The sequence below is a fragment of the Sinomicrobium pectinilyticum genome (assembly GCF_003725735.1).
Lineage (GTDB): Bacteria > Bacteroidota > Bacteroidia > Flavobacteriales > Flavobacteriaceae > Sinomicrobium > Sinomicrobium pectinilyticum.
Genome location: NZ_RJTM01000119.1, coordinates 1 through 24,258 on the forward strand (window position 1 = coordinate 1; position 24,258 = coordinate 24,258).

General features: G+C 44.5%; 19 protein-coding genes and 1 pseudogene. 8 read left to right on the forward strand and 12 right to left on the reverse strand.

Annotated elements, in window-relative coordinates:
- The 4 genes and pseudogenes from ED312_RS23850 to pckA all read left to right on the forward strand — a co-directional run.
- A pseudogene (locus tag ED312_RS23850) lies at nucleotides 1–495 on the forward strand (peptidase); the annotation flags it as partial.
- Nucleotides 496–514: 19 nt separating this feature from the next.
- On the forward strand, nucleotides 515–1,738 hold the full coding sequence (locus ED312_RS17805; protein WP_123217383.1) for a porin family protein: 1,224 nt from the start codon (nucleotides 515–517) through the stop codon (nucleotides 1,736–1,738).
- 235 nt (nucleotides 1,739–1,973) lie between these two features.
- Nucleotides 1,974–3,473 carry an SLC13 family permease gene (locus ED312_RS17810; protein ID WP_240643134.1) on the forward strand — a complete coding sequence of 500 codons (1,500 nt, stop codon included), beginning with the start codon at nucleotides 1,974–1,976 and terminating at the stop codon, nucleotides 3,471–3,473.
- 51 nt (nucleotides 3,474–3,524) lie between these two features.
- Nucleotides 3,525–5,129 (forward strand): phosphoenolpyruvate carboxykinase (ATP), encoded by a 1,605-nt coding sequence (gene pckA, locus ED312_RS17815; RefSeq protein WP_123217384.1) that lies wholly within the window; start codon nucleotides 3,525–3,527, stop codon nucleotides 5,127–5,129.
- A 127-nt stretch (nucleotides 5,130–5,256) separates the two neighbouring features.
- Here pckA and dnaK read toward each other — a convergent pair whose 3' ends face one another.
- Nucleotides 5,257–7,176, reverse strand: coding sequence for a molecular chaperone DnaK (gene dnaK, locus ED312_RS17820; protein WP_123217385.1), 1,920 nt, complete (start codon nucleotides 7,174–7,176; stop codon nucleotides 5,257–5,259).
- A 460-nt stretch (nucleotides 7,177–7,636) separates the two neighbouring features.
- Between dnaK and ED312_RS17830 the strand changes: the two genes are divergently transcribed.
- Nucleotides 7,637–9,061: an L-serine ammonia-lyase gene (locus ED312_RS17830; protein WP_123217387.1), complete on the forward strand. Its 1,425-nt coding sequence runs from the start codon at nucleotides 7,637–7,639 to the stop codon at nucleotides 9,059–9,061.
- 8 nt (nucleotides 9,062–9,069) lie between these two features.
- Here the strand turns inward: ED312_RS17830 and ED312_RS17835 are convergent, their stop codons facing one another.
- Together ED312_RS17835 and ED312_RS17840 are read right to left on the reverse strand one after the other, a co-directional pair.
- Complete coding sequence (locus tag ED312_RS17835; RefSeq protein ID WP_170164554.1) at nucleotides 9,070–10,539, reverse strand: TPM domain-containing protein; 1,470 nt, start codon at nucleotides 10,537–10,539, stop codon at nucleotides 9,070–9,072.
- A 169-nt stretch (nucleotides 10,540–10,708) separates the two neighbouring features.
- Nucleotides 10,709–11,170 carry a Cif family virulence factor gene (locus ED312_RS17840; protein WP_123217389.1) on the reverse strand — a complete coding sequence of 154 codons (462 nt, stop codon included), beginning with the start codon at nucleotides 11,168–11,170 and terminating at the stop codon, nucleotides 10,709–10,711.
- 95 nt (nucleotides 11,171–11,265) lie between these two features.
- Between ED312_RS17840 and panB the strand changes: the two genes are divergently transcribed.
- Nucleotides 11,266–12,084 (forward strand): 3-methyl-2-oxobutanoate hydroxymethyltransferase, encoded by an 819-nt coding sequence (gene panB / locus ED312_RS17845; RefSeq protein WP_123217390.1) that lies wholly within the window; start codon nucleotides 11,266–11,268, stop codon nucleotides 12,082–12,084.
- A gap of 73 nt (nucleotides 12,085–12,157) precedes the next feature.
- Nucleotides 12,158–12,862: an RluA family pseudouridine synthase gene (locus ED312_RS17850; protein WP_123217403.1), complete on the forward strand. Its 705-nt coding sequence runs from the start codon at nucleotides 12,158–12,160 to the stop codon at nucleotides 12,860–12,862.
- 93 nt (nucleotides 12,863–12,955) lie between these two features.
- On the opposite strand, the gene ED312_RS17855 is transcribed toward ED312_RS17850, so the two are convergent.
- From ED312_RS17855 to ED312_RS17880, 6 genes are all read right to left on the reverse strand, one after another.
- Nucleotides 12,956–13,669 (reverse strand): response regulator transcription factor, encoded by a 714-nt coding sequence (locus tag ED312_RS17855; RefSeq protein WP_123217391.1) that lies wholly within the window; start codon nucleotides 13,667–13,669, stop codon nucleotides 12,956–12,958.
- Nucleotides 13,670–13,674: 5 nt separating this feature from the next.
- Nucleotides 13,675–15,246 carry a sensor histidine kinase gene (locus tag ED312_RS17860; protein ID WP_123217392.1) on the reverse strand — a complete coding sequence of 524 codons (1,572 nt, stop codon included), beginning with the start codon at nucleotides 15,244–15,246 and terminating at the stop codon, nucleotides 13,675–13,677.
- Nucleotides 15,247–15,318: 72 nt separating this feature from the next.
- Nucleotides 15,319–15,906 (reverse strand): dephospho-CoA kinase, encoded by a 588-nt coding sequence (coaE, locus tag ED312_RS17865; protein ID WP_123217393.1) that lies wholly within the window; start codon nucleotides 15,904–15,906, stop codon nucleotides 15,319–15,321.
- A gap of 120 nt (nucleotides 15,907–16,026) precedes the next feature.
- Nucleotides 16,027–17,001, reverse strand: coding sequence for a YbbR-like domain-containing protein (locus tag ED312_RS17870; RefSeq protein ID WP_148044323.1), 975 nt, complete (start codon nucleotides 16,999–17,001; stop codon nucleotides 16,027–16,029).
- A 4-nt stretch (nucleotides 17,002–17,005) separates the two neighbouring features.
- Nucleotides 17,006–18,010, reverse strand: a complete 1,005-nt coding sequence (locus ED312_RS17875; RefSeq protein ID WP_123217395.1) for a glycosyltransferase — start codon at nucleotides 18,008–18,010, stop codon at nucleotides 17,006–17,008.
- Nucleotides 18,011–18,140: 130 nt separating this feature from the next.
- Nucleotides 18,141–19,025: a CPBP family intramembrane glutamic endopeptidase gene (locus tag ED312_RS17880; RefSeq protein ID WP_123217396.1), complete on the reverse strand. Its 885-nt coding sequence runs from the start codon at nucleotides 19,023–19,025 to the stop codon at nucleotides 18,141–18,143.
- 393 nt (nucleotides 19,026–19,418) lie between these two features.
- Between ED312_RS17880 and ED312_RS17885 the strand changes: the two genes are divergently transcribed.
- The gene (locus ED312_RS17885) at nucleotides 19,419–19,877 is read left to right on the forward strand and encodes a COG2426 family protein (protein ID WP_123217404.1); all 459 of its coding nucleotides are present in this window, start codon (nucleotides 19,419–19,421) and stop codon (nucleotides 19,875–19,877) included.
- A gap of 132 nt (nucleotides 19,878–20,009) precedes the next feature.
- Here the strand turns inward: ED312_RS17885 and ED312_RS17890 are convergent, their stop codons facing one another.
- From ED312_RS17890 to ED312_RS17900, 3 genes are read right to left on the reverse strand one after another with little or no spacing between them, the layout of a single operon-like run.
- A complete protein-coding gene (locus ED312_RS17890; RefSeq protein WP_123217397.1) occupies nucleotides 20,010–21,350 on the reverse strand; it encodes a Gfo/Idh/MocA family protein in 1,341 nt (446 codons plus the stop codon).
- Nucleotides 21,351–21,357: 7 nt separating this feature from the next.
- Nucleotides 21,358–22,740 carry a 3-keto-disaccharide hydrolase gene (locus tag ED312_RS17895; RefSeq protein WP_123217398.1) on the reverse strand — a complete coding sequence of 461 codons (1,383 nt, stop codon included), beginning with the start codon at nucleotides 22,738–22,740 and terminating at the stop codon, nucleotides 21,358–21,360.
- Nucleotides 22,741–24,258 (reverse strand): sulfatase, encoded by a 1,518-nt coding sequence (locus tag ED312_RS17900; RefSeq protein ID WP_206363280.1) that lies wholly within the window; start codon nucleotides 24,256–24,258, stop codon nucleotides 22,741–22,743.

Consider the following 24,258-nt stretch of genomic DNA (forward strand, 5'->3'; position numbering starts at 1 on the left):
TCAAGGAGAAAAGTTTCACGAAAACCCCTGGCCTTTATTGATCTACACACGCATAAACAGGTAGACGAGACCGTAATACTAAGAGATGCCCTGCACTCTTCTCCCGTACTTTCACGTCCCTTGCCAAAGGCCTACATCCTGCTCCCTTCACAAACAGAATTGATTAAAAAACTACAGATACTCGGATTAAAAATAACAACACTCGGTAAAGAAACTACTCTTCCAGTGCAAGCATATGAAATAACGGACTACTACAGGACGGCCCAAAAATACGAGGGAACACACCGGCAAACGGTACACACCCGGTTAACGGAAAAGACGATGAACTTTCCCAGGGGCAGTCATATTATTTATACCGATCAGAAAAATATAGGCCTGGCTATCGAAACCCTGGAACCCGAAGCGTCCAACAGCTTTGTTTCCTTTGAAATATTGCCGACAGGGAAAGGACAGGAATTACCGGTTTACAGGTATAACAACAACAGCAAATTATAACGGCCCAACACTACATGTCATGAAAAAAATATTCGTATACGTAGCCCTTTTTCTCTCAGTACAGTTCGTACTGGCACAGGAAGAAAAAATAAACACCAACAAAGCGGATTTTGAGTTGGGCAAAGGACTGCAGTTTTCCTTTGAAGACGGGGATTACCAATTTAAAATCGGAGGTTTTATACAACCGTCCTATACATATTCAAAAACCGAAGACCAGAAGGGAAACAGCAGGTTTCGTTCCAAAAGGTCCTATTTCAATATTTCCGGAAAAGCCTTGAAAGAGAAAGTGAGCTTTTTTATTCAAACCGACTTCAGTCTGGACAAACCTCTTCTGGATGCCTGGGTAGCCTATCATCCTACTTCCGCCATTTCCATCACTGTCGGGCAAAAACGTACGTTTACCAACAGCAGGGAAATGACCTATAACGAAGACGTTCTGCAATTCGCGGACCGGAGTATGGTAAGCCGTATGTTCAGTGATACCGGGCGGGAATTCGGACTATACCTTGAAGGGAACTTCGAATGGAAGAACGCGGGCTTCGTCCCGCAACTGGCCGTAACCTCGGGAGACGGACGAAATTCATTCGGAAGCGACTCCAGGGACGCGGACAAAGGCGGATTAAAATACGGGGGGCGCCTGGATATTTATCCCCTGGGATACTTTAGTGAAGGAAACAAAGGAATGACCGCCGATCTACAGCACGAATCTTCCTTAAAAATGGTAATAGGTGCAGCCGCAAGCTATAATGACGGGGCCAGCAATGCCATAGGAGAAGGACATGGCGATTTTATTATTTATAATGAAGATGGTGAAGCCCAACTCCCCGACTACAGAAAAATATACACCGACCTGTTATTGAAATACCAGGGTTTTTCCCTGCTTGGAGAATATGTAAATACCTCGGCTACAGGACTGGATCAAACTTTCATAAATGAGGCAGCCAGCCTGCCACTGGCGCCACAGCAAATAAGCTCTTACCTCGTTATCGGAGACGCATGGAACACTCAACTGGGATATGCTACCTTAACAGGATATTCCGTTGACCTTCGTTATACACAGTTAATTCCGGAGTTCGACGATTATAGCAATTCCATTTTGCAGGACACCAAAGCCTATACCTTAGGTTTCTCCAAATACTTTAAAAATAACGCTTTTAAACTACAGACCAGTTTCTCCAGGATTGACTACGAGGCCGGTGTCAATGAATTCCGAGGAGAACTTTTGTTGCAATTAGTCTTTTAGCCCCTCAATAGATTTTGACAAGCAAATTGATCTTTAGTTATTTATTAGTTACACAATACACACAAAGCCAATGATTTAATAATCTACTAACCTTTTAGTGCATGACAAAAATTGTTTTAACCTTGTGTTTCCTGGAAAATCAGTTTTGTCGTGTACTAAACATTAACCTGATAACTTTTTATAACTTAAAAGCGACCACGATAATATCGGGTTATCCATAAAAAAGCTATTGAAAATGAAAATATTCGGTACATCCCGTATGGCCGGGAAAAAATATCTTTTCCGGATGTCAGGGCCTTTGCTATTCCTGTTCCTTGAAATTATAGGAAAACCGGAATCCATGCCCGTGGAAGCCTATCAGGTGCTCTGCATCACCGTATGGATGGCTCTGTGGTGGGTTACGGAAGCGGTTCCTATCGCTGTCACGGCCCTCCTGCCTATTATTTTGTTTCCGCTTACGGGAGCCCTGTCCATAGAGGTCACCACCGCTTCCTTCGGGCATAAATACATTTTTCTGTATATGGGTGGTTTTATACTGGCCATCGCTATTGAACGATGGAAACTGCATCAGCGTATCGCTTTGAGTATTATCGCATTTATAGGTACCAGGGTAACACACATCATCCTCGGATTTATGGTTGCCAGCGCCTTCTTATCCATGTGGATATCCAACACAGCTACGTGTGTGATGATGCTGCCTATAGGAATGGCCATTATTGATCAGTTTCAAAAACGCAGCCCCGGTAATTCCTCCGGTTTCGGAAAGGCACTCATGCTGGGTATAGCATATAGCTGTTCCATAGGGGGAATTGCCACCCTTATAGGTACTCCTCCTAACCTCGTGCTCGCAGGTATATTGGAAAAAATATACGGTGTCAGACTCGGATTTTTCGAATGGGCAAAGTTCGGTTTTCCTATCGCCTTGTTATTACTGGTCATATGCTGGAAATATCTTACCCGTTATGCCTACGATTTCCGGGCGGTCTCATTTCCCGGGGGAAAAGAAGAAATACAGACCATGAAGCGGGCCCTAGGTAAAATAACATACGAAGAAAAAGCCGTGCTGGGCGTATTTGTCATCACCGCATTGGCGTGGATTTCTCGGGCGCTGATACAGAAGTTAATACCCGGAGTAGATGATACCATTATCGCTATGACAGCCGGGATCACTTTATTTTTGATCCCGGCAAAATCCGAAAAACGCAGTCTCATCTCTTGGAATGAAGCTGTAAATTTGCCTTGGGGCATTATCCTGCTCTTCGGCGGGGGAATGGCCCTCGCAGAAGGGTTTTCACAAACAGGACTGGCCAACTGGATCGCCCAGCGGATGACAGAATTTGATAATATGCCATTCTGGATACTGCTTCTTTTACTCGTAGCTGCCGTTAACTTTCTTACCGAAGTTACTTCCAATATGGCCACCACAGCCATGCTCTTGCCTGTCCTCGCCCCTATGGCCTTATCCCTGGATTTGCACCCTTTTTTGATCATGACAGCCGTTACCCTGGCCGCTTCCTGTGCTTTTATGCTACCTGTAGCAACGCCTCCCAATGCCATTGTATTTGGTTCCGGACACCTGCGAATACCCGATATGATAAAAACCGGATTAACGCTTAATATTATTTCTATTATTCTTATTACCCTGGCTACTTATTTTATCCTTCCGGTAATATGGAATATACATGCCACACCTTTCCCGGAAGAACTGAAAGCGTTTCTCCATTTACCCCTTTGATACCCGTTAAACTTAATACAGATCATTCAACACTACTAAATACACATATCTATGAGACGTACCAGATTTTCTACGGAAGAAAAGAATTTTCCTAAAGTCAAACAAGCCCACTGGAACCTCCCCGTTGCCGAGCTGGTGGAAAGATCGCTTCAAAACGGGGAAGGCCGGCTAACTGATACCGGAGCACTGATGTGTACTACCGGGGGTTTTACAGGCCGTTCTCCGAAGGATCGTTACATCGTTAAAGGCAAGGTAACGGAAAACAAGGTATGGTGGGGAGACATCAATATTCCTTATACGGCAGACAAATTTGACCTTTTACATCAAAAAATGCTGCAATACCTGGAAGACAAGGAAGTATATGTCAGGGATGTTTACGCCGGAGCAGACACCCGCTACCGGATGAATGTACGTGTTATTAATACCGTAATCTGGCATAACATGTTTTGCCATAATATGTTTATACAACCCGGACAAGAGGAACTGGAAACATTCGAACCGGAATTTACCATCCTCTGTTGTCCCGAATTTAAAGCTGATCCCGAAACGGACGGAACCCGTCAGGAAAATTTTTCGATAATAAATTTCGGGAAAAAGATCATTCTCATCGGTGGAACAGGATATTCCGGCGAAATGAAAAAGGGAATATTTTCCGTCCTTAATTTTTTACTCCCGGTACAGCACGGTGTACTCCCTATGCATTGTTCCGCAAATACAGGAATGGGGCCGGAAGATACGGCCATCTTTTTCGGGCTTTCCGGAACCGGGAAAACCACGCTGTCGGCAGATCCGAAAAGAAACCTGATCGGGGACGATGAACACGGATGGAGTACCGATAATGTTTTTAATTTCGAAGGAGGGTGTTATGCCAAAACCATCGGACTTACCGAGGAAAAAGAACCGGATATTTTCAATGCTGTCAAGTTTGGCGCCATCCTGGAAAACACTGCCTTTTTTTCGGATAGCCGCAAAGTGGACTATGACAATATTTCCATTACCGAAAACACCCGGGTCTCCTATCCTATAACACATATCAAAAATGTACGGGTTCCCTCTAAGGGTACGATCCCGAAGAATATATTCTTCCTGACCTGTGATGCTTTCGGAGTTATCCCTCCTATCCAGAAGCTCTCAAAATCTCAGGCCATGTACCACTTTATTTCCGGGTATACCTCCAAAGTGGCCGGAACCGAAGAGGGCATTACAGAACCCACTCCTGCGTTCTCCGCGTGTTTCGGAGCGCCTTTTATGCCTTTACATCCTGCGGAATATGCAAAGTTGCTCGGAGAAAAAATGGAAAAACACCAAACCAGGGTGTGGCTGGTAAATACCGGGTGGACCGGGGGACCTTATGGTGTAGGATCAAGGATCAAACTAAAGTACACAAGGGCAATGATAGACGCGGCATTATCCGGAGATCTGGATAAGGTGAATTACCGGGTACACAGTGTTTTTAACAGCTTAATCCCCGAAAGCTGTCCCGGAGTTCCGGATAAGGTACTCAGTCCGCGCCAAACCTGGAACGACGATACGGCCTTTTATAAAATGGCAGACAAGCTTGTCGGTAAATTTCACGAAAATTTCAGGTTATTTGAAAGCATTGCCGGTGCAGAGATACGGGATGGTGCTCCACGATTGCGCAATGCACATCCCTGAATCGGGTTACACGTTGCAAAACTCAATTATCAGGTTTTGTGCATGAGAAAGTTAGTATCCTAAAAACAAAAAGCTGTCCGGAAAATTCCGGACAGCTTTTTTATCATATACAAAGTTTATATAAACCTTATTTCACTTCTTCGAAGTCTACGTCCTGTACATCATCACCCTGCTGCTTACCTCCTTCACCGGAAGCCGCATCTGCATTGGCGTCTCCACCCGGAGCACCGTTTTGTTGTGCTTCTGCCTGTGCTTTGTACATTTCTTCACTGGCAGTTTTCCAGGCTTCGTTTATCTTGGCAAGTGCAGGCTCAATAACAGCGACATCCTTGCTTTCATAAGCTTTTTTCAATTCTTCCAGCCCATCTTCTATCGGTTTTTTCTTGTCTGCTGACAATTTATCCCCGAATTCTTTCAGTTGTTTCTCAGTCTGGAAGATCATGGCATCGGCTTCGTTGAGCTTATCTACCTTTTCTTTAGCTGCTTTATCCGCTTCGGCATTGGCCTCCGCTTCTTTCTTCATTTTTTCGATCTCTTCTTCGGTAAGTCCTGAGGAAGCCTCGATACGGATATCCTGTGATTTACCTGTTGCCTTATCCGTAGCAGAAACTTTGATAATACCATTAGCATCGATATCAAAAGTCACCTCTATCTGAGGAGTACCTCTCGGGGCCGGCGGAATGCCGTCCAGGTGGAAACGTCCTATGGTTTTGTTATCATTTGCCATGGGCCTTTCTCCCTGCAGTACATGGATCTCTACCGAAGGCTGGTTATCCGCAGCCGTGGAGAATACCTGTGATTTTTTGGTAGGAATAGTGGTATTCGACTCTATAAGCTTGGTCATCACTCCTCCCATAGTTTCTATTCCGAGGGACAACGGTGTTACATCCAGTAACAGTACGTCTTTTACGTCTCCGGTAAGTACACCGCCCTGAATAGCGGCACCGATGGCAACTACTTCGTCCGGGTTAACCCCTTTGGACGGTTTTTTACCAAAGAATTTCTCTACTTCTTCCTGTATCTTTGGGATACGGGTAGAACCACCTACCAGGATCACTTCATCGATATCCGATTTGGAGAGTCCGGCATCTTTAAGGGCTTTTTCACAGGGAAGCATAGAGCGCCTCACCAGTTCATCCGCCAGTTGCTCGAACTTGGACCTGGTCAATGTTTTCACAAGGTGCTTGGGTCCGGAAGCCGTAGCGGTTATATAGGGCAGGTTTATCTCGGTCTGCGTAGAGGAAGACAATTCGATCTTGGCCTTTTCGGCAGCTTCTTTCAGACGTTGTAATGCCATAGGGTCCTTACGAAGGTCTACGCTCTCTTCCTTGTTAAACTCATCCGCAAGCCAGTCTATAATGACTTCGTCAAAATCATCCCCTCCAAGATGGGTGTCCCCGTTAGTGGAAAGTACTTCAAAAACACCGTCTCCCAGTTCGAGTACCGAAATATCGAACGTACCGCCACCAAGGTCATATACGGCAATTTTCTGATCTTTGTTAGACTTGTCCAGTCCATAAGCCAGAGCAGCCGCCGTAGGTTCGTTGATAATACGTTGTACTTTTAACCCGGCAATCTCCCCGGCCTCTTTGGTAGCCTGGCGTTGAGAGTCGTTAAAATACGCGGGAACGGTAATCACCGCCTCCGTTACTTCCTGCCCGAGATAGTCCTCTGCAGTCTTCTTCATTTTCTGAAGTATCATTGCAGACAACTCCTGGGGAGTGTAAAGCCTTCCTTCTATATCCACACGCGGGGTATCGTTATCTCCTTTAACTACCTTGTAAGGAACCCTGCCTGCTTCTTTTGCAGACTCCGAATACTTGTTCCCCATAAAACGTTTTATAGAATAAATGGTTTTATGCGGGTTTGTCACAGCCTGGCGTTTTGCAGGGTCACCTACCTTGATCTCTCCTCCTTCAACGAATGCGATGACAGAAGGCGTTGTTCTCTTTCCTTCAGCATTAGGTATCACTACCGGCTCGTTACCTTCCATTACGGAAACGCAGGAGTTGGTAGTACCTAAGTCGATTCCAATAATTTTACTCATAATAGTGTGTTCTTATTTTTTACTTGGTATTTTTACTCGTTTGCTATCCTAGGTCAATGATTGTGCCAAAAAAATAAGGCCTGTCTTTTACTGCCATATTGAAGATATTCCTGTCATTTTGACCGAAAAACCGCAAAAACAAAGGGTTCCGGCCTTCATAGTCCCTGCCGTCAGTTTGTATGAACACTGTAGACGGGAGACTGTTTTTCAGTAAAAAAGCCAAGCCGGGGAAATGTATTTTCGCGCGTTTCCGGTTTCTTCTCATATACCCGGAAAACTGTCTTTCCCTGTTAGGGATTCACAACTATTCGTTTATATTTGCTTCGTGATAACTGTTTGTAATTTAACACGAACAGATCGGTTAATTGTATTTTATAACACTTATTTCCGTCTCCTGTCCGGTACAAAGGGAAAACTCTCTACGGGCACTAAGACGGATTTTTTAAGACCGCGAATATACATGGAGTGTATCAGTGTTTTTGACATGCTCAAGATAGGCATAGGCCCATCCAGTTCTCATACCCTCGGCCCCTGGAGGGCGGCGGAAAGATGGATATCGGAACTTAAGGAAGATGGCTGTTTCGATAATATTGTCTCCGTGAGGGCCGATCTTTACGGTTCTTTATCCCTCACCGGAAAAGGGCATGCGACAGATTTTGCCGTTATACTGGGACTTTCCGGAAAAGATCCGGAGTACATCCCGGTGGAAGAAATCCCGGAAGTCGTAAACCGGGTCAGGGAAAAGAAAGAGATCATATTCGGCAATACGTATGCAGTTGACTTTGATGTAAACAGGGATATTGTTTTCAACAGGGAATTTCTGCCTTTCCATGCCAATGGTATACGGTTTACCGCGGTTTCCGCCGAAGGAGAAACCTATTCGGAAACATACTACTCCATAGGGGGTGGTTTTGTTGTTCGGGAAGAAAGGGTCTCGGCCAGAGAAAACCTGAAAGCATTCAACCGTTTCCCCTACCAGGTGGAAAACGCGGCACAACTCCAGGAATACTGTCAACGGGAAAATAAAACAATCTGGGAAATAGTACTTGAGAATGAAAGGTCACTCCGAACAGATGAAGAGATTGACAGGGAATTACAACGCGTATGGGATACCATGCTCGAATGTATGTATATCGGTTGTCATACCGAAGGCACCCTTCCCGGAGGTTTACAGGTAAGGAGGCGGGCGTATGATTCCTATCAGAAACTCAAGGGGGACCTCCCCTACAGTACGCCGTGGGAATGGCTGGAAACCATACGGAAGACCGAAGTAAAATTCCGGCAGATACTCAAATGGGTAAGTTGTTTTGCTTTAAGCGTCAACGAGGTAAATGCTTCATTGGGCAGGGTGGTCACCGCCCCGACTAACGGAAGTGCCGGGGTAATCCCGGCTGTACTCATGTATTATATGGTCATCGAAAATCACGATGCCGGTTTTGAGCACATCAAACGCTTTTTACTTGTGGCAGGGGAAATAGGAAGCATCTTCAAAAAAGGGGCTACCATATCTGCTGCCATGGGAGGTTGCCAGGCCGAAATAGGTGTTTCTTCCGCCATGGCTGCTGCCGGGCTTACGGCATTGTCCGGAGGATCTACGGAACAGGTTCTTATGGCCGCCGAAATTGCAATGGAACATCATCTCGGACTCACCTGCGATCCTATTGGCGGACTCGTACAGGTGCCTTGTATTGAACGCAATGCCATGGGGGCTATCAAGGCGATAAACGCAGCAGAACTGGCTATGGATACTGATCCGAAGAATGCTAAAGTTCCGTTGGACAAAGTGGTGAACACGATGTGGGAAACCGCAAAAGACATGAATTCCAAATACAAGGAAACTTCGGAAGGCGGACTGGCCGTGGGTGTTTTCCTGTCGGATTGCTAAAGAAAGGCTTACCAACTTCCTCCGGCACCACCTCCCCCGCTGCTGCCACCCCCGAAGCTGCCACTGCTGCTCCCTCCGGAATATCCCCCGCCACCGGAAGATGAGGAAGAAGAACTTCGTTGTTTCCTGGGTATGACCACAGTACCCAGCGAAATAGTATTCCCGCAATATACACATTCCCTGATACGCTCTCCTTTTCCGCTTGCCTGGTAGGTAGCAGCTCTAATGGTCTTGGTATGCGGTTGTTTAAATGTATGGTAATGACAGGAGGGGCAAGCGGAATAGTCCTTAGCTTTAATCCCGTCCCAGCCTATTACTTTAATATCTCCGGAAATCTTGTGCTTCCATATTTCGTAGCTTCGGGACAGTGCCCACTCTTCCTTTAGCTGCCCCTCGTCGAGCAGTTCTGTCTTTTTCTTTAATTCATCACGGTCCAGGCGGTCCCAGTTACCGGAGTTGTCAGGTGGCAGGAATCTTTCCTCCATAGATCTTTTCCGCTTTTGATATCCCAGGACACTGAACAGGGCTACCGGTGAAAATATCAGGGGTACCCACATCCGTTTATGATATTCGGCGAGGGCATTTAAACGGTTCTTTTCATCCCGGAAAGATTTGACGATGACCTTCGATCCGTTAAAATATTTAATGGTAAGAACTATGCTTCCCGTAATAATAAGGTACCATGGGACCATTTCCATCCGGAAGAGAAACCCGGGGGACAAATCCATGAACAGCGTAATAAACACTCCTGCAAAAAACAGGCCCGTCATACAACCGCAACCTCCCATTATACTCGTCAGGTTCAAACGGGCTTTGGCATGTCTCTTTCCTTTTAATATCTTTTTTTCAATGACATACTCCGTCCATTTCATTAAAGCCAGGAAAACCAGAAATATAAAGGCAATATCCACAAATACCATTCTGTTACGGTAGAAAAAAGATTCTTTCCGCATTTCCATCCGCAACTCTTCCGCTTTATCCGGGTACAGTAATACATCCCGTATAACCCCGGTAGCTTCCAGTACCCCTGCATCGTAATCGTGTTCCTTGAAATGCGGAACAAGGTAGCGTTCTCCTATACGCCTGAGCAGGGCATCCGGCAAAATCCCCTCCATACCATAGCCGGTAATAAAGCGATAGACTCTCCGGTCTTTGGCAATAAAGAGTAAAAGTCCGTTGTCGTTTTCCTTCTTTCCTATTTCCCATGTATTGAAAAGCTCAAACGCAAAATTAAAGTCATCCTGGCCGGAAAAATCATCAACAACTACTATGGCAAACTCTGCAGTGGTCTGCCTTTCTATTTCCACGGCAATTGCATTTACGGAATCTGCCGCATAAAAACTCAGCACCCCGTCCGGATTGCTCACAAAGTAATCCTGTCCCTGTAACTTGGGACTGGGGATATTTTGTATGGTGTATTGACCATACCCCGGGTACATGATCGCAAATAAAAATACACCGTAAAGCAATGGTTTCATGTACAAACGAAAAAAGTTCCGCATAATAAAGTCTTAAATCGGGAGCAGTACTAAAGTATATATTCTGAATTGTTGTTAAAGCCAATTAACTCCCGTCGGGCATTCCGGTACCGGATATGAAAAAATAATACCCTGGTAACGGGAAGTAAGCGACGGTTGGATCACACCGCTATCCGGATATCTCTTTTTTCCTGGTGTCGGTAATACCGATGATCTTCCATTTCCCCTTCCCGTTCCTGAACAGGACAAAGGAATTTATGCCGGTATGATGCAGCTTGCGGTCGTAGTAAAATTCATAAGGCGCCCAGACATGAGCCATCAGTCCGTCGTGCTTTATTTCAAAGGACAGGAGTTTTTCCCTGAAATCTGCTGTTTCCGGCAGAGCTGTCACTGCCTGGATAAAATCGTTGAAGGACTGGGTCTTTACGATCACCTGTCCCTCCCTGACCATTGAAATGCTCTTCAGAGTACACTCCGGGCCTGCAATGTTTTTCAATCCCGCCGAGTCCTGTGCATGAAAGGCCTCAAAGAATTCTTCGACAGCATTCCTGATGGCCTTTTCTTCTGATACGGGTTGGGCATTGAGCCCTGCAAGGCTCAGTATCAGCCCCAAAAATAAAACCGCTCTCATGAATAATGTTTTTAAGCGTACAATTTAGTACTTTTACAACAACTTTTGACTTCTCAGTTATAAAAGGACCGAAAACTACAAAACATAAATAACATATGTCTGTTGCAAAAAAAGAATACAAGAGAATTACGGTAAAATCTCTGGTTGAAATGAAAGAAAACGGTGAGAAAATAAGCATGCTCACCGCCTACGATTATTCCATGGCCAAGATCGTGGACAGCGCAGGAGTAGATGTTATCCTGGTCGGTGATTCCGCAAGCAATGTCATGGCCGGTCATGAAACTACGCTTCCCATTACCCTCGACCAGATGATCTATCATGCCTCCTCGGTCATACGGGGGGTAAAGAGAGCTCTTGTAACGGTAGACCTTCCTTTCGGAAGCTACCAGTCCGATCCTAAAGAAGCGCTTCGTTCTGCCATACGTATTATGAAGGAAAGCGGTGCCCATGCCATAAAGCTGGAAGGCGGGAAAGAGATCAAGGAATCTATAAAACGTATACTGAATGCAGGCATCCCGGTAATGGGGCACCTGGGGCTTACACCACAATCCATTTACAAATTCGGTTCCTATACGGTGAGAGCCAAAGAGGAAGAAGAAGCGGAAAAGCTGAAAGAGGATGCCATTTTTCTGGAAAGAACGGGATGTTTTGCCATAGTATTGGAAAAAATACCTGCCAAACTGGCCAGGGAAGTTGCCGAAAGTGTGTCCATCCCGGTCATTGGTATCGGAGCCGGAAACGGTGTCGACGGGCAGGTACTTGTACTCCATGACCTGCTGGGAATGACCTACGAATTCAGCCCGAGGTTTCTCCGGCGCTACATGAACCTTTACGATGATATGAGCAAGGCCATCTCTCAATATGTGGATGACGTGAAGGACAGGGACTTTCCAAGCGATAACGAGCAATATTAAATTTTCAGGATTTACGGACCGTAATCTATCTGTCAAGGCAGTACAGGTCATGGTCCGCAATCCGCAGGTTTCCATGAAAATACTTTCCGATAAAAATAACCTCAATGTACTTTACGAGGATAATCACCTGATCGTAATCAACAAACGTCCCGGGGACATTGTACAGGGCGATAAAACGGGTGATAAGCCCCTCAGTGAAGTGGTGAAAGAGTATTTAAAAGAAAAATATCAAAAACCCGGGAATGTTTACCTTGGTGTGGTACACCGGCTGGACAGGCCTACCAGTGGTATTGTAGTATTTGCACGAACTTCAAAGGCCCTCCCCAGGCTTAACAGGATGTTCGCCGATAAAGAAGCGGGGAAAACATACTGGGCGGTTGTGCAGAACCCGCCTCCCCGGCAGGAAGACACCCTGGAACACTGGTTGGTACGAAACCCGAAACAGAACAGGTCGTACGCACATACCAGAGAGGTCCGGGACGCAAAAAAAGCATCACTCACCTACAAGGTATTGAAAAAATTACAACGTTATTATCTGCTGGAAATAGATCTGCATACCGGAAGACACCATCAGATACGCGCCCAGCTTGCCGGTATTGGCTGTCCCATCAAAGGCGATCTGAAATACGGATTTGACCGCAGTAATAAAGATGCGGGCATTCATTTACATGCCAGGAGACTTTCCTTTGTTCATCCTGTAAAAAAAGAAGAAATTACCATCACGGCCCCGCCTCCCGTAACAGATATTGTCTGGCAGAACTGCCTGGCAAACGACTAGAGAAAGTCGGGCACAGAGGAGTTTTTTCTGGCGGGATAGTCTCCACTGCACCCGGGGTGAATAATGTTGTTGTTCGGATAATATATATACTATCTACTCTGCTTCGCTTTTGATAACCAACCGGAAACCTTCTCCGTGAATATTCAAGATCTCCACATCTTCATCTCTCTTCAGGTACTTGCGCAGCTTGGCGATATATACGTCCATACTCCTGGAGGTAAAGTAATTATCATCTCTCCATATTTTGGTAAGCGCAAGCTCTCTCGGCATCAGGTCATTTTCATGCAATGCCAGAAGGCGTAATAATTCGTTTTCCTTCGGAGAAAGTTTTATAGGCTCCTCATCTCCGTATGTCAGAAATCTCAGCTTGGAGTTCAGGTGGAATTTACCTATCTGGAACTCAAACTGATTGCTGTCTGCGGAACCTGCATTGGCTTTTCTCTGCAGAATGGCCTTGATCTTAAAGAGGAGTACTTCAGAATCAAAGGGCTTATTCAGATAATCATCTGCACCTGCCTTGTATCCTTTAAGAACATCTTCTTTCATTGTCTTGGCGGTAAGGAATATAATTGGTATATGTTCGTTCTTTTCCCGAATCTCTTTTGCCAGCGTGAATCCGTCCTTATAAGGCATCATCACATCCAGGATACAAAGGTCGAAGCTTTCCTTTCGGAACTTCTCGAAACCTTCCATACCATTCTTTGCTAAAACCACATCAAAATTGTTTAGCGCTAAATAATCTTTAAGAACAATCCCGAAGTTCGGATCATCTTCAACCAATAAGATCTTTTTATTTACTGCTTCCATAATTTTTATATTAAAGGTAACTTTATAAAAAAGGTACTTCCTTTATCTTTTTCACTTTCTACGTAAACCACACCCTGGTGATCTTCCACGATGTTCTTTACATAGGCAAGCCCGAGCCCGTGCCCTTTTACATTGTGGATATTGCCGGTGTGTTCCCGGTAGAACTTTTCAAATATTCTTTTCAGTACAGCCTTGCTCATTCCCATACCCTGATCCTGTACTTTAATCACGATATTATTTTTTACGGTTTCCGTGTATACATCTATTTTAGGTGACTCCGGCGAATATTTAATGGCGTTGTCCAGTATATTCACCAAAACATTGGTAAAATGGAACTCGTTGGCCAGGACTTCGCTTTGTTCTGCCTCAAAATGCGTATGCACATACCCCCCGCGGTTTTCTATCATAAGAGATACATGCGCTATGGCCTCTTCTATAATATCGTGGATATCAAGGGCATCTTTGGCAATTTCCAACTGGTTTTTTTCCAGTTTGGATATCCTCAATACATTTTCCACCTGTGCGTGCATCCGCTTGTTCTCATCCCGGATCATCTGGAGATACTGTCTTACTTTATCCCTGTGTTCCAGTACCTTTGGATTTTGAATAGCATCCAGGGCCAGGTTTATAGTTGCAATGGGGGTTTTGAACTCATGGGTCATGTTGTTGATAAAATCCGTTTTAATCTCGGATATCTGTTTTTGGCGGATAAGCTGGTGAATGGCACCGGAATATGCTATAACGATGATGAGCGTAAAAATGATGGACAGCAGGGCCATCCCCATTATACTCGATACCAGAAATTTCTTTTTCTGCGGAAAAGTAACGAGCAGGTCAAAATCTGTTTTCCCTTCTTCGTCTACAAAAATCGGCACTTTATATCTGGTACTTTCACTGAGGGCAAAATCCCTGGACCTTACTTTTGTAGCCAGGCCATTGCCATACACTCCATATTCAAAATGCAGGTCGATCCCTGCTTCGGAAAGTTCCCGCTGTAACAATAATTGTATTTCCTGATCGGAAACCCTTTCTCTTATGGGCTTACGTTTTGCATAGTGCCGGAAATAAGTCTCGAAATGAGCTTTGTCTATGGCGGACATCCCTCCTATTTTTTCAATTCTCTCGGAGGGAGTATACGTCACTTTACCATCGATGTCTACCCCTTCTTTAACAATAATCGTCCTTCGCTTACTGTTAAAGCTTTTTATGGGAATAGAATCCGATTCACTATCAAAGAACGTAGAAGATATACCGTAATCTTCTTCTAAAACACCATGAGAATAAATAAATGTTTCATTATTCTCCTCATCTTTATCAATAAAGAGTATCTCCCTGAGTTCCGCTTCTTTAAATTCCCCTATACTGTCTATGAGTTGCAGGAATTTATTGGAGTAATCCTCGATCTCCCTTCTCTCTATTTTGTCCGATACGGACTTTAATACCTGCATGACACTGTTGGAAAACTGCTCTTCCTTGTCGTCCACTGCTGTCTTTATCCAATATCCCTGCACAAAAATGATACCAATCAGGGATAAACTCATCAAAGCAACCAAAAGGACAAATAACTTCCTACTCATTGAAGCAAAATTAAGGGTTTAATGTGCAGTTTGTCTTAGCTTTAACCAAACCTTAACAAAATTATCCTTTATTTAACGGGAAGCCCGGATTTTTATTAAACGGGAGTGTAATTCCCGCACCTGCTTCCTTGTTTCTTCGATGTCTGTGTTTGTTATAATATAGTCGGATAACTCCGCTTTTTTATCATCATCCCATTGATTTTCAATCCTGTTATTTACAGCCTCCCGGGACACCCCGTCGCGACGCATGACCCTTTCTATCCTGGTTTCCCGGGGCGCCATGACCATAATTATGATGTCACAGTCTTTATACGCACCACTTTCAAAAAGAATGGCCGCCTCTTTGATAACATAAGGGCCCTTCTGTGCCTCGTTCCATTTTTTAAAATGCCTGCCTACTTCCGGGTGAATGATCCCGTTCAGGATAGCCAGTTTTTCCTTGTCCTTAAATACGATCCCGGCAATGTATGCATTATCCGGACCGGAAGCGGTATACGCTTTTTCTCCGAAAACTTCCGTTATTTTCGCACGGACCGCGGGGTTATACATCAGTTTCTTTGCCTCGGTATCTGCGATATATACGGGAACCCCCAATTCCGAAAACATCGAAGCTACGGTAGATTTTCCACTTCCGATGCCTCCTGTTAACCCTACTATCATTACGCGTTTTGTATTATTTCTATTAATCTAATTGTTTTATCGTAAATATACAAATGAAAAGCCAAAGCATTTTATGAAGTAAAAACTTACACCTAAGGTTTTAGCGATATGCCTGTGAAATTACCGGGCGTCCCCTTCCGAATTTTTTACCAGAATCTCTACTCCGTGACGGGACAGTTCCACCTTTTTTATCGTCTCCGGCATTTTGGATACCTGCAATGGCAGATATTTTACGGAATCGGTTATGGCCTCGAAATTGCAGGTTACCCTAAAATCGGATGGCCGTAGCCTGCTGATATCCTTTAAGGCCCCTTCACATATAACCTCTACTTCGGAAGGAAATGTTTTTACGGACTTTTCTTCCGGGACATTTATCACAAAAACAGGCACGGTGAATTTCTTTTCAGAAAAACGCTCTACCCTGGCTTTTATTACTACTTTTTTGTTCTTAAACTCCAGGTTTTTATATTGCTGCGGAATTTCTACCGCAATATTCATACGTATATCTTCATTTACATCTTTAAGGGTGACCCGCGAAGTATACAACGTATCGAGCTTGTTCACTTCCACATCAGGGCCGAATACGTTTATCTCCGGCGGTGACACAGTAAGACTGTCATAAATCCGATAATCCCTGGCAAAAGTTATATCGGTCCGCGGCACTATCTTTACTTTCCTGATAATATTCTCACCTAAGGAAAAAAACAGGGTATCCGACGCAAATTGCCTGATCTCCACATCCTCGGGCAGTATATTTGTCAGCTGTTTTTTCAGGTCCCCGGCCAGAAGGTAGAACCGGTCTTCCTTCTTCCGGAGCCCGGAAAGGTCGATATGTACTTCTCTTCCAAAGTATTTCATCCCCAATAACCGCATGCCCTTTGCATTAATGTCCGCCTTTATGGTACGTGGCGGATTTACCAGTAATTTATTTTTCGGGACACCACTATAAGAAGGTTTTAGCGACACGGTACTGGTATAGCGATTGGGTAACTTGATCAGAAACCAGAGAAGACAGGATACGAAGAAAAAAAAGACAAATTGGGATGCCTTTCCTCCTCGGATATTAGCCGGTATTTTCCATTTACCTATTTTCACAGGGCTATGCATTAAAAAACAGTTCCGGGAAAACCTTTTCAGGGTCTTTATGAAAAATTTTTATACTCAATGTACTTTTTATAAAACCGTATCCGTACCCGGAAAATTGTATCAGTACCGCAAAAACGGACAAAAAGGCAACCATAAGATTTCTATTTCGGAATAAAGCATCAGTAAACACAATACAAAAGAAAATCATATACAGAAAAATAAAAAACGGTATCCCCACACTCCATAAAAGCAAAGCTGTGATAAGACCAGCCACAAAAAATGTCGGAAACCAATATACGATCTTTTCCGTATGCGGATGCCAGTGATTGAGGATGGGACGTGTCATCCCGAATTTATATACTTGTTTATAAAACTTCGGCCACGAAATACGACGCTTGTGATAAACAAATGCGTTTTCCAGGAGTCGCGTTTCATAACCCGATGCCCATAAACGTATGGTAAGGTCCGGATCTTCTCCCGGATGTATTTTCCCGAACCCTCCGGTTTTCCGAAAAGCCTCCCGCGAAATTCCCATATTAAAACTTCTGGGCTGAAACTTGCCCACTGCGTTTTTCTTCCCTCTTATTCCTCCGGTGGTAATAGTAGAAGTCATCGCATAATTGATGGCTTTTTGCAAATTGGTAAAGGACGGATGTGCCGTATCGGGACCGCCGTAGCAGTCCACATAATCCGCACTTAATGCACGATGTACTTCCTTCAGGTAATGGGACGGCAGGACACAATCGGAATCGAGGATAATAAAATAATTTCCCACTGCTTTCTCCATCCCGTAATTCCGGGAATCACCCGGCCCGGAATTCTTCTTGAAATAATAAGATATCCGCAAACGGTCAGAAAAAATATCCGCCACTTCTTTGGCAGGTTCGGTAGATCCGTCCTCTACAATAACCACTTCAAAAGGATGGTCATAGTCGAGCGCTGTCATGCTCTTGAGCAACTCGGTCACTTCCCCTGGTCTGTTGTATACCGGAACAATAAAGGAAAAATCTAAATACATATGGCAAAGATATAACAAAAGCAGGTATGGAAAAGCAGTACATCAGCTTTTGAACATGATGGGATATCAGGAAAAATAAAAAGTTCGGAACAACTTCACGCCTGGTATTTTCATGAGGTTTTTATGTAAACTATGCCCTTTGAGGAACCGGAAATGCTTTCAATTCCCTTCTTCTTCGCCAGAAATATATGGCAAACCCCAGGGTTACCAGGGGCAACACCGCACCGAACTCATCGATAAAATAAGCCGTATTGCCATTGTCTACCGTAAGCGGGGTAAAAATAGCCTGGATAAAAAGGTTATGTGATGCATGAAGAATTACCCCTGTCCAGAGGCTTCCGGACTTTATACGGTACCAGGCAAAAATAAAGCCCGCACTCAGTACCAGGATGAAGAAACAGATCATGGCATACCACACGGGCGTGCCACTGTTATAATCGGCAAAAAGCAAAATCGGCAAATGCCAGACTGCCCATATAAGTCCCGAAATCAGGGATGTCCGCGTAAATCCGTAGCGGGCATACAATTCCGGTACCAGGTACCCCCGCCATCCTATTTCCTCCCCCATAGCATTGGCAGCGCTTCGTATGGTGCCGAATATACCTATAAGAATGACGTACAACCCGATAATCAATCCGTCCCCTATATCGCCCAGTCCAAAAGATCCGGTAAGCTCGTTGACAAATTCCCTGTCGTAAAACCCACCCAGTCCGGTCGACCAGATAATAAGGTACGCAATCAACGCATATAAAACCGGGACCAGAAAACTTTGCAGCTGGTATTTTGTTTTTCCCCATTTCCATCCGAGTTCGGAAAGGTCCCTCTTTTGCAATTTCATGGCTATTAAAGCGGCGATCCCCGGGCACCACATCAAGCCGGTTGTATAAAAACCTCTTCCCGCTCCCAGTGTTCCGGAATAAATAATGAAAAAGTAAAAAATGCCGCTCGAGGCAAAATTTATCACCAGAAACTGAAGTACGGGAGCCAAACTGCTTTTCTCGTCTATCTTGTCCATCCTTTAATATTAAAAAAAGACATACCTGTTTTAAAAGCCTGTCAGAAACCTGATAGTCTGGCCTTAAAGATACATTTTTTTCATCGCTCCGGATAAATTTCTTACAGGATTTGTCTTCTCAATGCCGCTTGTAAATACATTCTATACACCGGCCAGGGATAAAAAATAAACAACAGGGGGGGCGGTATTTTCACCTCCTTCCCTTTTTTACCGTACGTCATACGGAAGCCATCCCGGAACAGACAAAAAAAGTTTTGCCCTCAGGTATTATCTTTTGTACCCGGCACACTTCCGACAGACGCGGGACTTCCCTAAAAAATGTTAAATAGCTTATAAATGACCGGGGCCGCAACATAAGGATATTTTTAATTCCTATTTTTGCAAAAAAATGCTGTGATAGTAGAAATTTTAATTGCTGCTTTATGGAGTATTTCCCCTTTCGGAGAGGCGAAAGTAGGGATTCCGTACGCTATTTTTAACCATGTCAATATTTACGTATCGTTTATAGTTTGCTTTTTGGCAAATATATTGATATACCCCATCATGATATTTTTTCTGGATCATCTGAACCACTATCTGCTGAAGTGGAAATTCTATAAAAAGGGAGCGATCAAGGTGGCCAGACGGGTCAAGATCGGAGCAGGTTCGAATGTAACGCGATTCGGTTTCTGGGGAATTCTGATCTTTGTCATGCTTCCGGTACCGGGGACGGGAGTATATGCGGGGACCATTGCTTCTTATTTATTCCGGATGCCATACCGGCAGGCTTTCTGGGCCAATGCCATAGGTATTTTCCTTTCCTGCGCCATGGTCTGGGGAATGACCCTCGCAACGTATCACGGTACGAGGTGACAAGTCTTTGCTTTTCTATGAAAAACATAAACCGGGAAAAGGGAATTCCTCTTCCCGGTTATGATCTGTTCTTAGTATTTCCGGAAATAAAACGTCGGATTTTTTTTTTCATTGGTCCCGGAGCCATTCGGCCTAAACCGTTAATTCCCATCCGGAGGCGTATTCTCTACCCCACAATTTCATGGCCTCCGCATCTTTTATCTTTCCGGATTTATCGTCAATGGCAAACCCTTTTCCCACGCGATAGGCCATGTTGGTATAATGTACCATGGCCATACTGATACTGGCATCATCTATGGGGGCGGTCAGTTTATCCTTGCCCCGGATGGTATTAAAGAAATTGATCATATGCGTAGTGGTTAAAGCACCTCCGCCTCCCAGGGCGGTCCCTGCCTCATTACTGTTGCTGTCAAAACTGTCCACGAGCTGCCCTGTACGGTCAAACAGTTTATACTTTGTTCTGTCCATAAATACAGACCCTTCACTTCCATAGATAATAGTACCTCTCCCTGCTCCGTAAGTGTCATAACCATTCCGGCTTTTTCCATCCCATTGAATGATCTTATCGTCTTTGAATTTAAAGGTAGCCAGCATGGTATCATACATTTCCCAGCCGTCTTTTTCGAATTGTCTTTTTGCCCCTTCCACTTCGGCATAATGAGGAAAATCCACTCCTAGGGCCCAGCGGGCCACATCCAGTTCGTGTGTTGCATTATTACCGGCTTCTGCGGTACCGTAGTTCCAGCCGTACCAATGCCAGTTGTAATCCCAGGTGTTGTCTGTATAGTCCCGTCTTACTGCCGGTCCCTGCCACAAATCCCAATCCAGGCCTTCGGGCACAGGGGCAGCTTTTTGTACCGGCACCTCTCCCCTGGAGTTCGTATAAAAAGCAACTGCCTTATACGGTGTACCGATCACACCATTGTGGATGTCCGTGATTATTTTATTGGTGTGCTGTGAAGACCGCTGCTGATTTCCCATCTGTACAACTTTGTCATACTTTTTGGCGGCACGGACCAGGAGTTCATTTTCGTTCATATTATGGCTACAGGGTTTTTCCACGTATACATGTTTACCTGCTTTCATCGCCATAACCGATCCCGGTGCATGCCAATGATCCGGTGTTGCGTTTATCAGGATGTCAACTTTTTTATCATCCAGGACTTTCCGGATGTCATTTTCCAAAGCCGGTTTATAATCTATGAGTTCGGACACATTCTCCAGTGCCTTTTCCCGTTGGCTTTTCATAACGTCGCACAGGTAGAGCAGGCGAACATTAGATTCTTTTTTCGCAATAGGTTCGTAATATGCCCCGACTCTTCTGCCGAGACCGGCTATAGCTATATTCAGCCTGTCATTGGCTCCTATAATTCTCCGGTAACTGGCGGCAGACATACTCATAAGCGGGTTGCTCATGGCCACGGCAGCACCACCTAATATTGTTTTGGATATAAAACTTCTTCTTGATGTCATTTTATAATCAGTTTAAAGGTTTGATTTTTATATTTTTGAAATACACGAGATTTCCGTGATCCTGCAATAAAATCTGCCCTCTTTCCAGTTCACCAAAGTCAGGCCATATTTTGTATTTACTTTCCGAAACCAGTTTCCGGAATTCTTCACTGCCTCGTTCGTATTCCAATACTTTAACCCCGTTTAACCAATGTTCCACATGATTGTCTTTTGAAATAATATGTGCCGTATTCCATTCTCCTATACGGTGAATGGGTTTTTGGGGATCTGCTTTAATAAGGTCGTAAAGGGAAGCTACGGTCCTGCTCCCTTCGTGATTGCCAAGTTTGGCATCGGGGTGGTTGTCATCGTCCAGTATCTGATATTCCAGGCCGATTGCGGAACCTTCTCCCTTGTTCAAATCGGCATCTACGTAATATTTAATCCCGCTGTTGGCGCCTTTGGTAATTTTGAAGTCGACTTTCAACTCAAAATCTCCATAGTTTTTTACAGTGACTATATCACCTCCTGCAGCAGATTCTTTTCCGTCGGAAGCCAGTACAACCAGATTCCCATTTTCAATTTTCCATCCTTTTTCGGGAAAATGCTCCAGCTTGGCTCCTCTCCAGCCATTTGTGGTCTTTCCGTCCCAGAGCAATTCCCAACCACCTTCTTCTTCCGCCTGTGTAAGCCGGTTTTTGGTATCAAACACGGGGGCATCGCTTTTCCTGTTATATTTCTGTAAGCTGTCGGTGAGTATCCTCACATCTTTCCACATGATCTGCTTACCGGGGTCATCATCCTTTCCTATACTATGTACCTGTAATGCTATAAATCCTTCACGGGTCTTGTCATCAACCAGGTTTGCCGTGGCTACGCCATTCACCCAGGTCTGTATGGTATCGCCTATGGCCTCTACCCTGTAATGATTCCAGTCATTCTGTTTGAATGCGTTTTGTGCAGTAGTATTCAGGGCAAGCGGATATAACCATCCCCGTCTTGCTTCGTCATAGATCCCCCCGCTCCAGGCCCGGTCCGAAGGGTCTATCTCTACCTGGTATCCGTGTACGCGACCGTTCTTGTAGCCGGGATAACTGTTACTCCTGATCTGAATTCCCGAATTCATACTGGGGTCTACCTTGAAATCCAGTTCAAGGATAAAGTCTCCGTACATTTTATCGGTTGTCAGGAAGGAATTGGGTGTATCGTGTTTTGTAGTCCCAATGATCATCCCGTCCCTGACTTCATATTTTGCGTCTCCGTTTTTCTGGTTCCATCCGGAAAGGCTTTCCCCGTCAAAAAGCGGTTGCCAGGGGGTATCATCTTCTTTTTTCTGATCTGCACAGCCTATAATGGAAAAAGATGCAAGGCATAGTGCGATAATTGAAGTGTTTGTACTTAAGAATTTCATTTATTTTTGATTTAAATATAGTCCGGTATTTCCTTTTTCTAATATTTTATCTAGTTTTTTAACAATATTCGGATGATCTGATGCAATATTAAGATTTTCTTCCGAATCTTTCCAATGATCATAAAGTTCTGTCACCGGCTGCTCGTCCCGGTAATATTTTGTGTACCGGTAGCGTGGCACTCTTACCGTAATGCCGCTATTGAAATAACCATAGGATGCTTCCTGCCATTTGCCGGTATGTTTGCCCCGAATAAGGCCTGCCATACTTCTTCCGGAGGTCTTATAGGGCATTTCAATATAACATAATTCCATCAATGTAGGATATATATCTATGGTACTTACTATTTTACCGATTTCCTTTTTTTGTTTTTTAATCGCAGGAACCTTTATGATCAAAGGGCTATTCAGGGCTTTTTCAAACAAGGTATGTTTTCCCCAGACCCTGTGATCTCCCAGTTGCCATCCGTGATCTCCCCAGAGCACTACAATAGTATTCTCTTCCAGACCTTTGCTTTCCAGTTTACCGAGCAATTTACCGATCTGTGCATCCGTATAACTTACCGTGGCATAATAGGCGTGTTTGATCTTCTTCGCATATTCTTCGGATGCAGGTTTTTCCAGTGTGGGTTTTTCCTCGCCCAGCAGATACCTGTTAAACTCCGGGTTGTTATGCAGACTGGCCGGATTGACGTTTTCGGGAACAAAAGGTGATAAGGTAAGCGGAATTTCGTCCCTGTCGTACATATCCCAATATTTCTTAGGGGCATTAAAAGGTAAATGCGGTTTGAAAAAGCCAACTGCAAGAAAAAACGGTTTTTCTCCTTCGGCAAGGGAATCCAGTTGTTCGAGGGCAAGTTTTGCCGAAAGTCCATCGGGATAGCCTTCATCCGGGACGTCTGCCATTTCATAAGGTCTTACCTGTCTCTGCTCGGTGATCCTGCTGGTGCCATCGGCATAGGCAAAGAAAGCATCCCAGCCGTCTTTCCATTCCCCGGCATTGAAAAGGAACCTGTCCCAGCTGTAAGGGAGTTCCGGAGCGGCGCCTTCCGGTTTTTCGGCATAACCGTACAACCCGTCTATATAATGACTTATTTTACCAATACCCACTGTAAAATATCCATTGCGTCTCAAATGATGTATAAAGGTTTCCGGTTCTTCTTTTTCCGGTTCTCCCGAAATATACTTCCGGATCGCTTCATTACTCAAATGATCTTCTGTTTTGGGAATCATCCCCGTAAGCAGGGAGCATCTGGAAGCACCGCAGGTGGGAACCTGTACGTAATGCTTTTTGAAAACACTCCCCCCGGCTGCAAGCCTGTCGATATTAGGTGTTTTAATGACCTCATTTCCGTAACATCCCAGATCGGTACGCAGATCATCCACAAAAATGAACAGGATATTAGGGGACTTATTTTCTTTAAGCTGAAAGGCAAACGCTTTCACACAAATAAGAAATACGGGCAGTATTATCCATATTAATCTGCCTCTTCGGACCATATCATTGTTTTTACAGTTCAT

Excerpts from the sequence above, each read along its gene's own strand:
- coaE (WP_123217393.1), bottom strand. The coding sequence starts at position 15,906 with ATGATAGTAGGGTTAACAGGAGGCATCGGAAGTGGAAAATCTACCGTA.
- ED312_RS17880 (WP_123217396.1), bottom strand. The coding sequence starts at position 19,025 with ATGGACAAGATAGACGAGAAAAGCAGTTTGGCTCCCGTACTTCAGTTT.
- ED312_RS17860 (WP_123217392.1), bottom strand. The coding sequence starts at position 15,246 with ATGAGTAGGAAGTTATTTGTCCTTTTGGTTGCTTTGATGAGTTTATCC.
- ED312_RS17835 (WP_170164554.1), bottom strand. The coding sequence starts at position 10,539 with ATGAAACCATTGCTTTACGGTGTATTTTTATTTGCGATCATGTACCCG.
- ED312_RS17855 (WP_123217391.1), bottom strand. The coding sequence starts at position 13,669 with ATGGAAGCAGTAAATAAAAAGATCTTATTGGTTGAAGATGATCCGAAC.
- dnaK (WP_123217385.1), bottom strand. The coding sequence starts at position 7,176 with ATGAGTAAAATTATTGGAATCGACTTAGGTACTACCAACTCCTGCGTT.
- ED312_RS17805 (WP_123217383.1), top strand. The coding sequence starts at position 515 with ATGAAAAAAATATTCGTATACGTAGCCCTTTTTCTCTCAGTACAGTTC.
- ED312_RS17840 (WP_123217389.1), bottom strand. The coding sequence starts at position 11,170 with ATGAGAGCGGTTTTATTTTTGGGGCTGATACTGAGCCTTGCAGGGCTC.
- ED312_RS17850 (WP_123217403.1), top strand. The coding sequence starts at position 12,158 with ATGAAAATACTTTCCGATAAAAATAACCTCAATGTACTTTACGAGGAT.
- ED312_RS17900 (WP_206363280.1), bottom strand. The coding sequence starts at position 24,258 with ATGAACTGTAAAAACAATGATATGGTCCGAAGAGGCAGATTAATATGG.
- ED312_RS17830 (WP_123217387.1), top strand. The coding sequence starts at position 7,637 with ATGGAGTGTATCAGTGTTTTTGACATGCTCAAGATAGGCATAGGCCCA.
- pckA (WP_123217384.1), top strand. The coding sequence starts at position 3,525 with ATGAGACGTACCAGATTTTCTACGGAAGAAAAGAATTTTCCTAAAGTC.
- ED312_RS17810 (WP_240643134.1), top strand. The coding sequence starts at position 1,974 with ATGAAAATATTCGGTACATCCCGTATGGCCGGGAAAAAATATCTTTTC.
- ED312_RS17890 (WP_123217397.1), bottom strand. The coding sequence starts at position 21,350 with ATGACATCAAGAAGAAGTTTTATATCCAAAACAATATTAGGTGGTGCT.
- panB (WP_123217390.1), top strand. The coding sequence starts at position 11,266 with ATGTCTGTTGCAAAAAAAGAATACAAGAGAATTACGGTAAAATCTCTG.
- ED312_RS17895 (WP_123217398.1), bottom strand. The coding sequence starts at position 22,740 with ATGAAATTCTTAAGTACAAACACTTCAATTATCGCACTATGCCTTGCA.
- ED312_RS17875 (WP_123217395.1), bottom strand. The coding sequence starts at position 18,010 with ATGTATTTAGATTTTTCCTTTATTGTTCCGGTATACAACAGACCAGGG.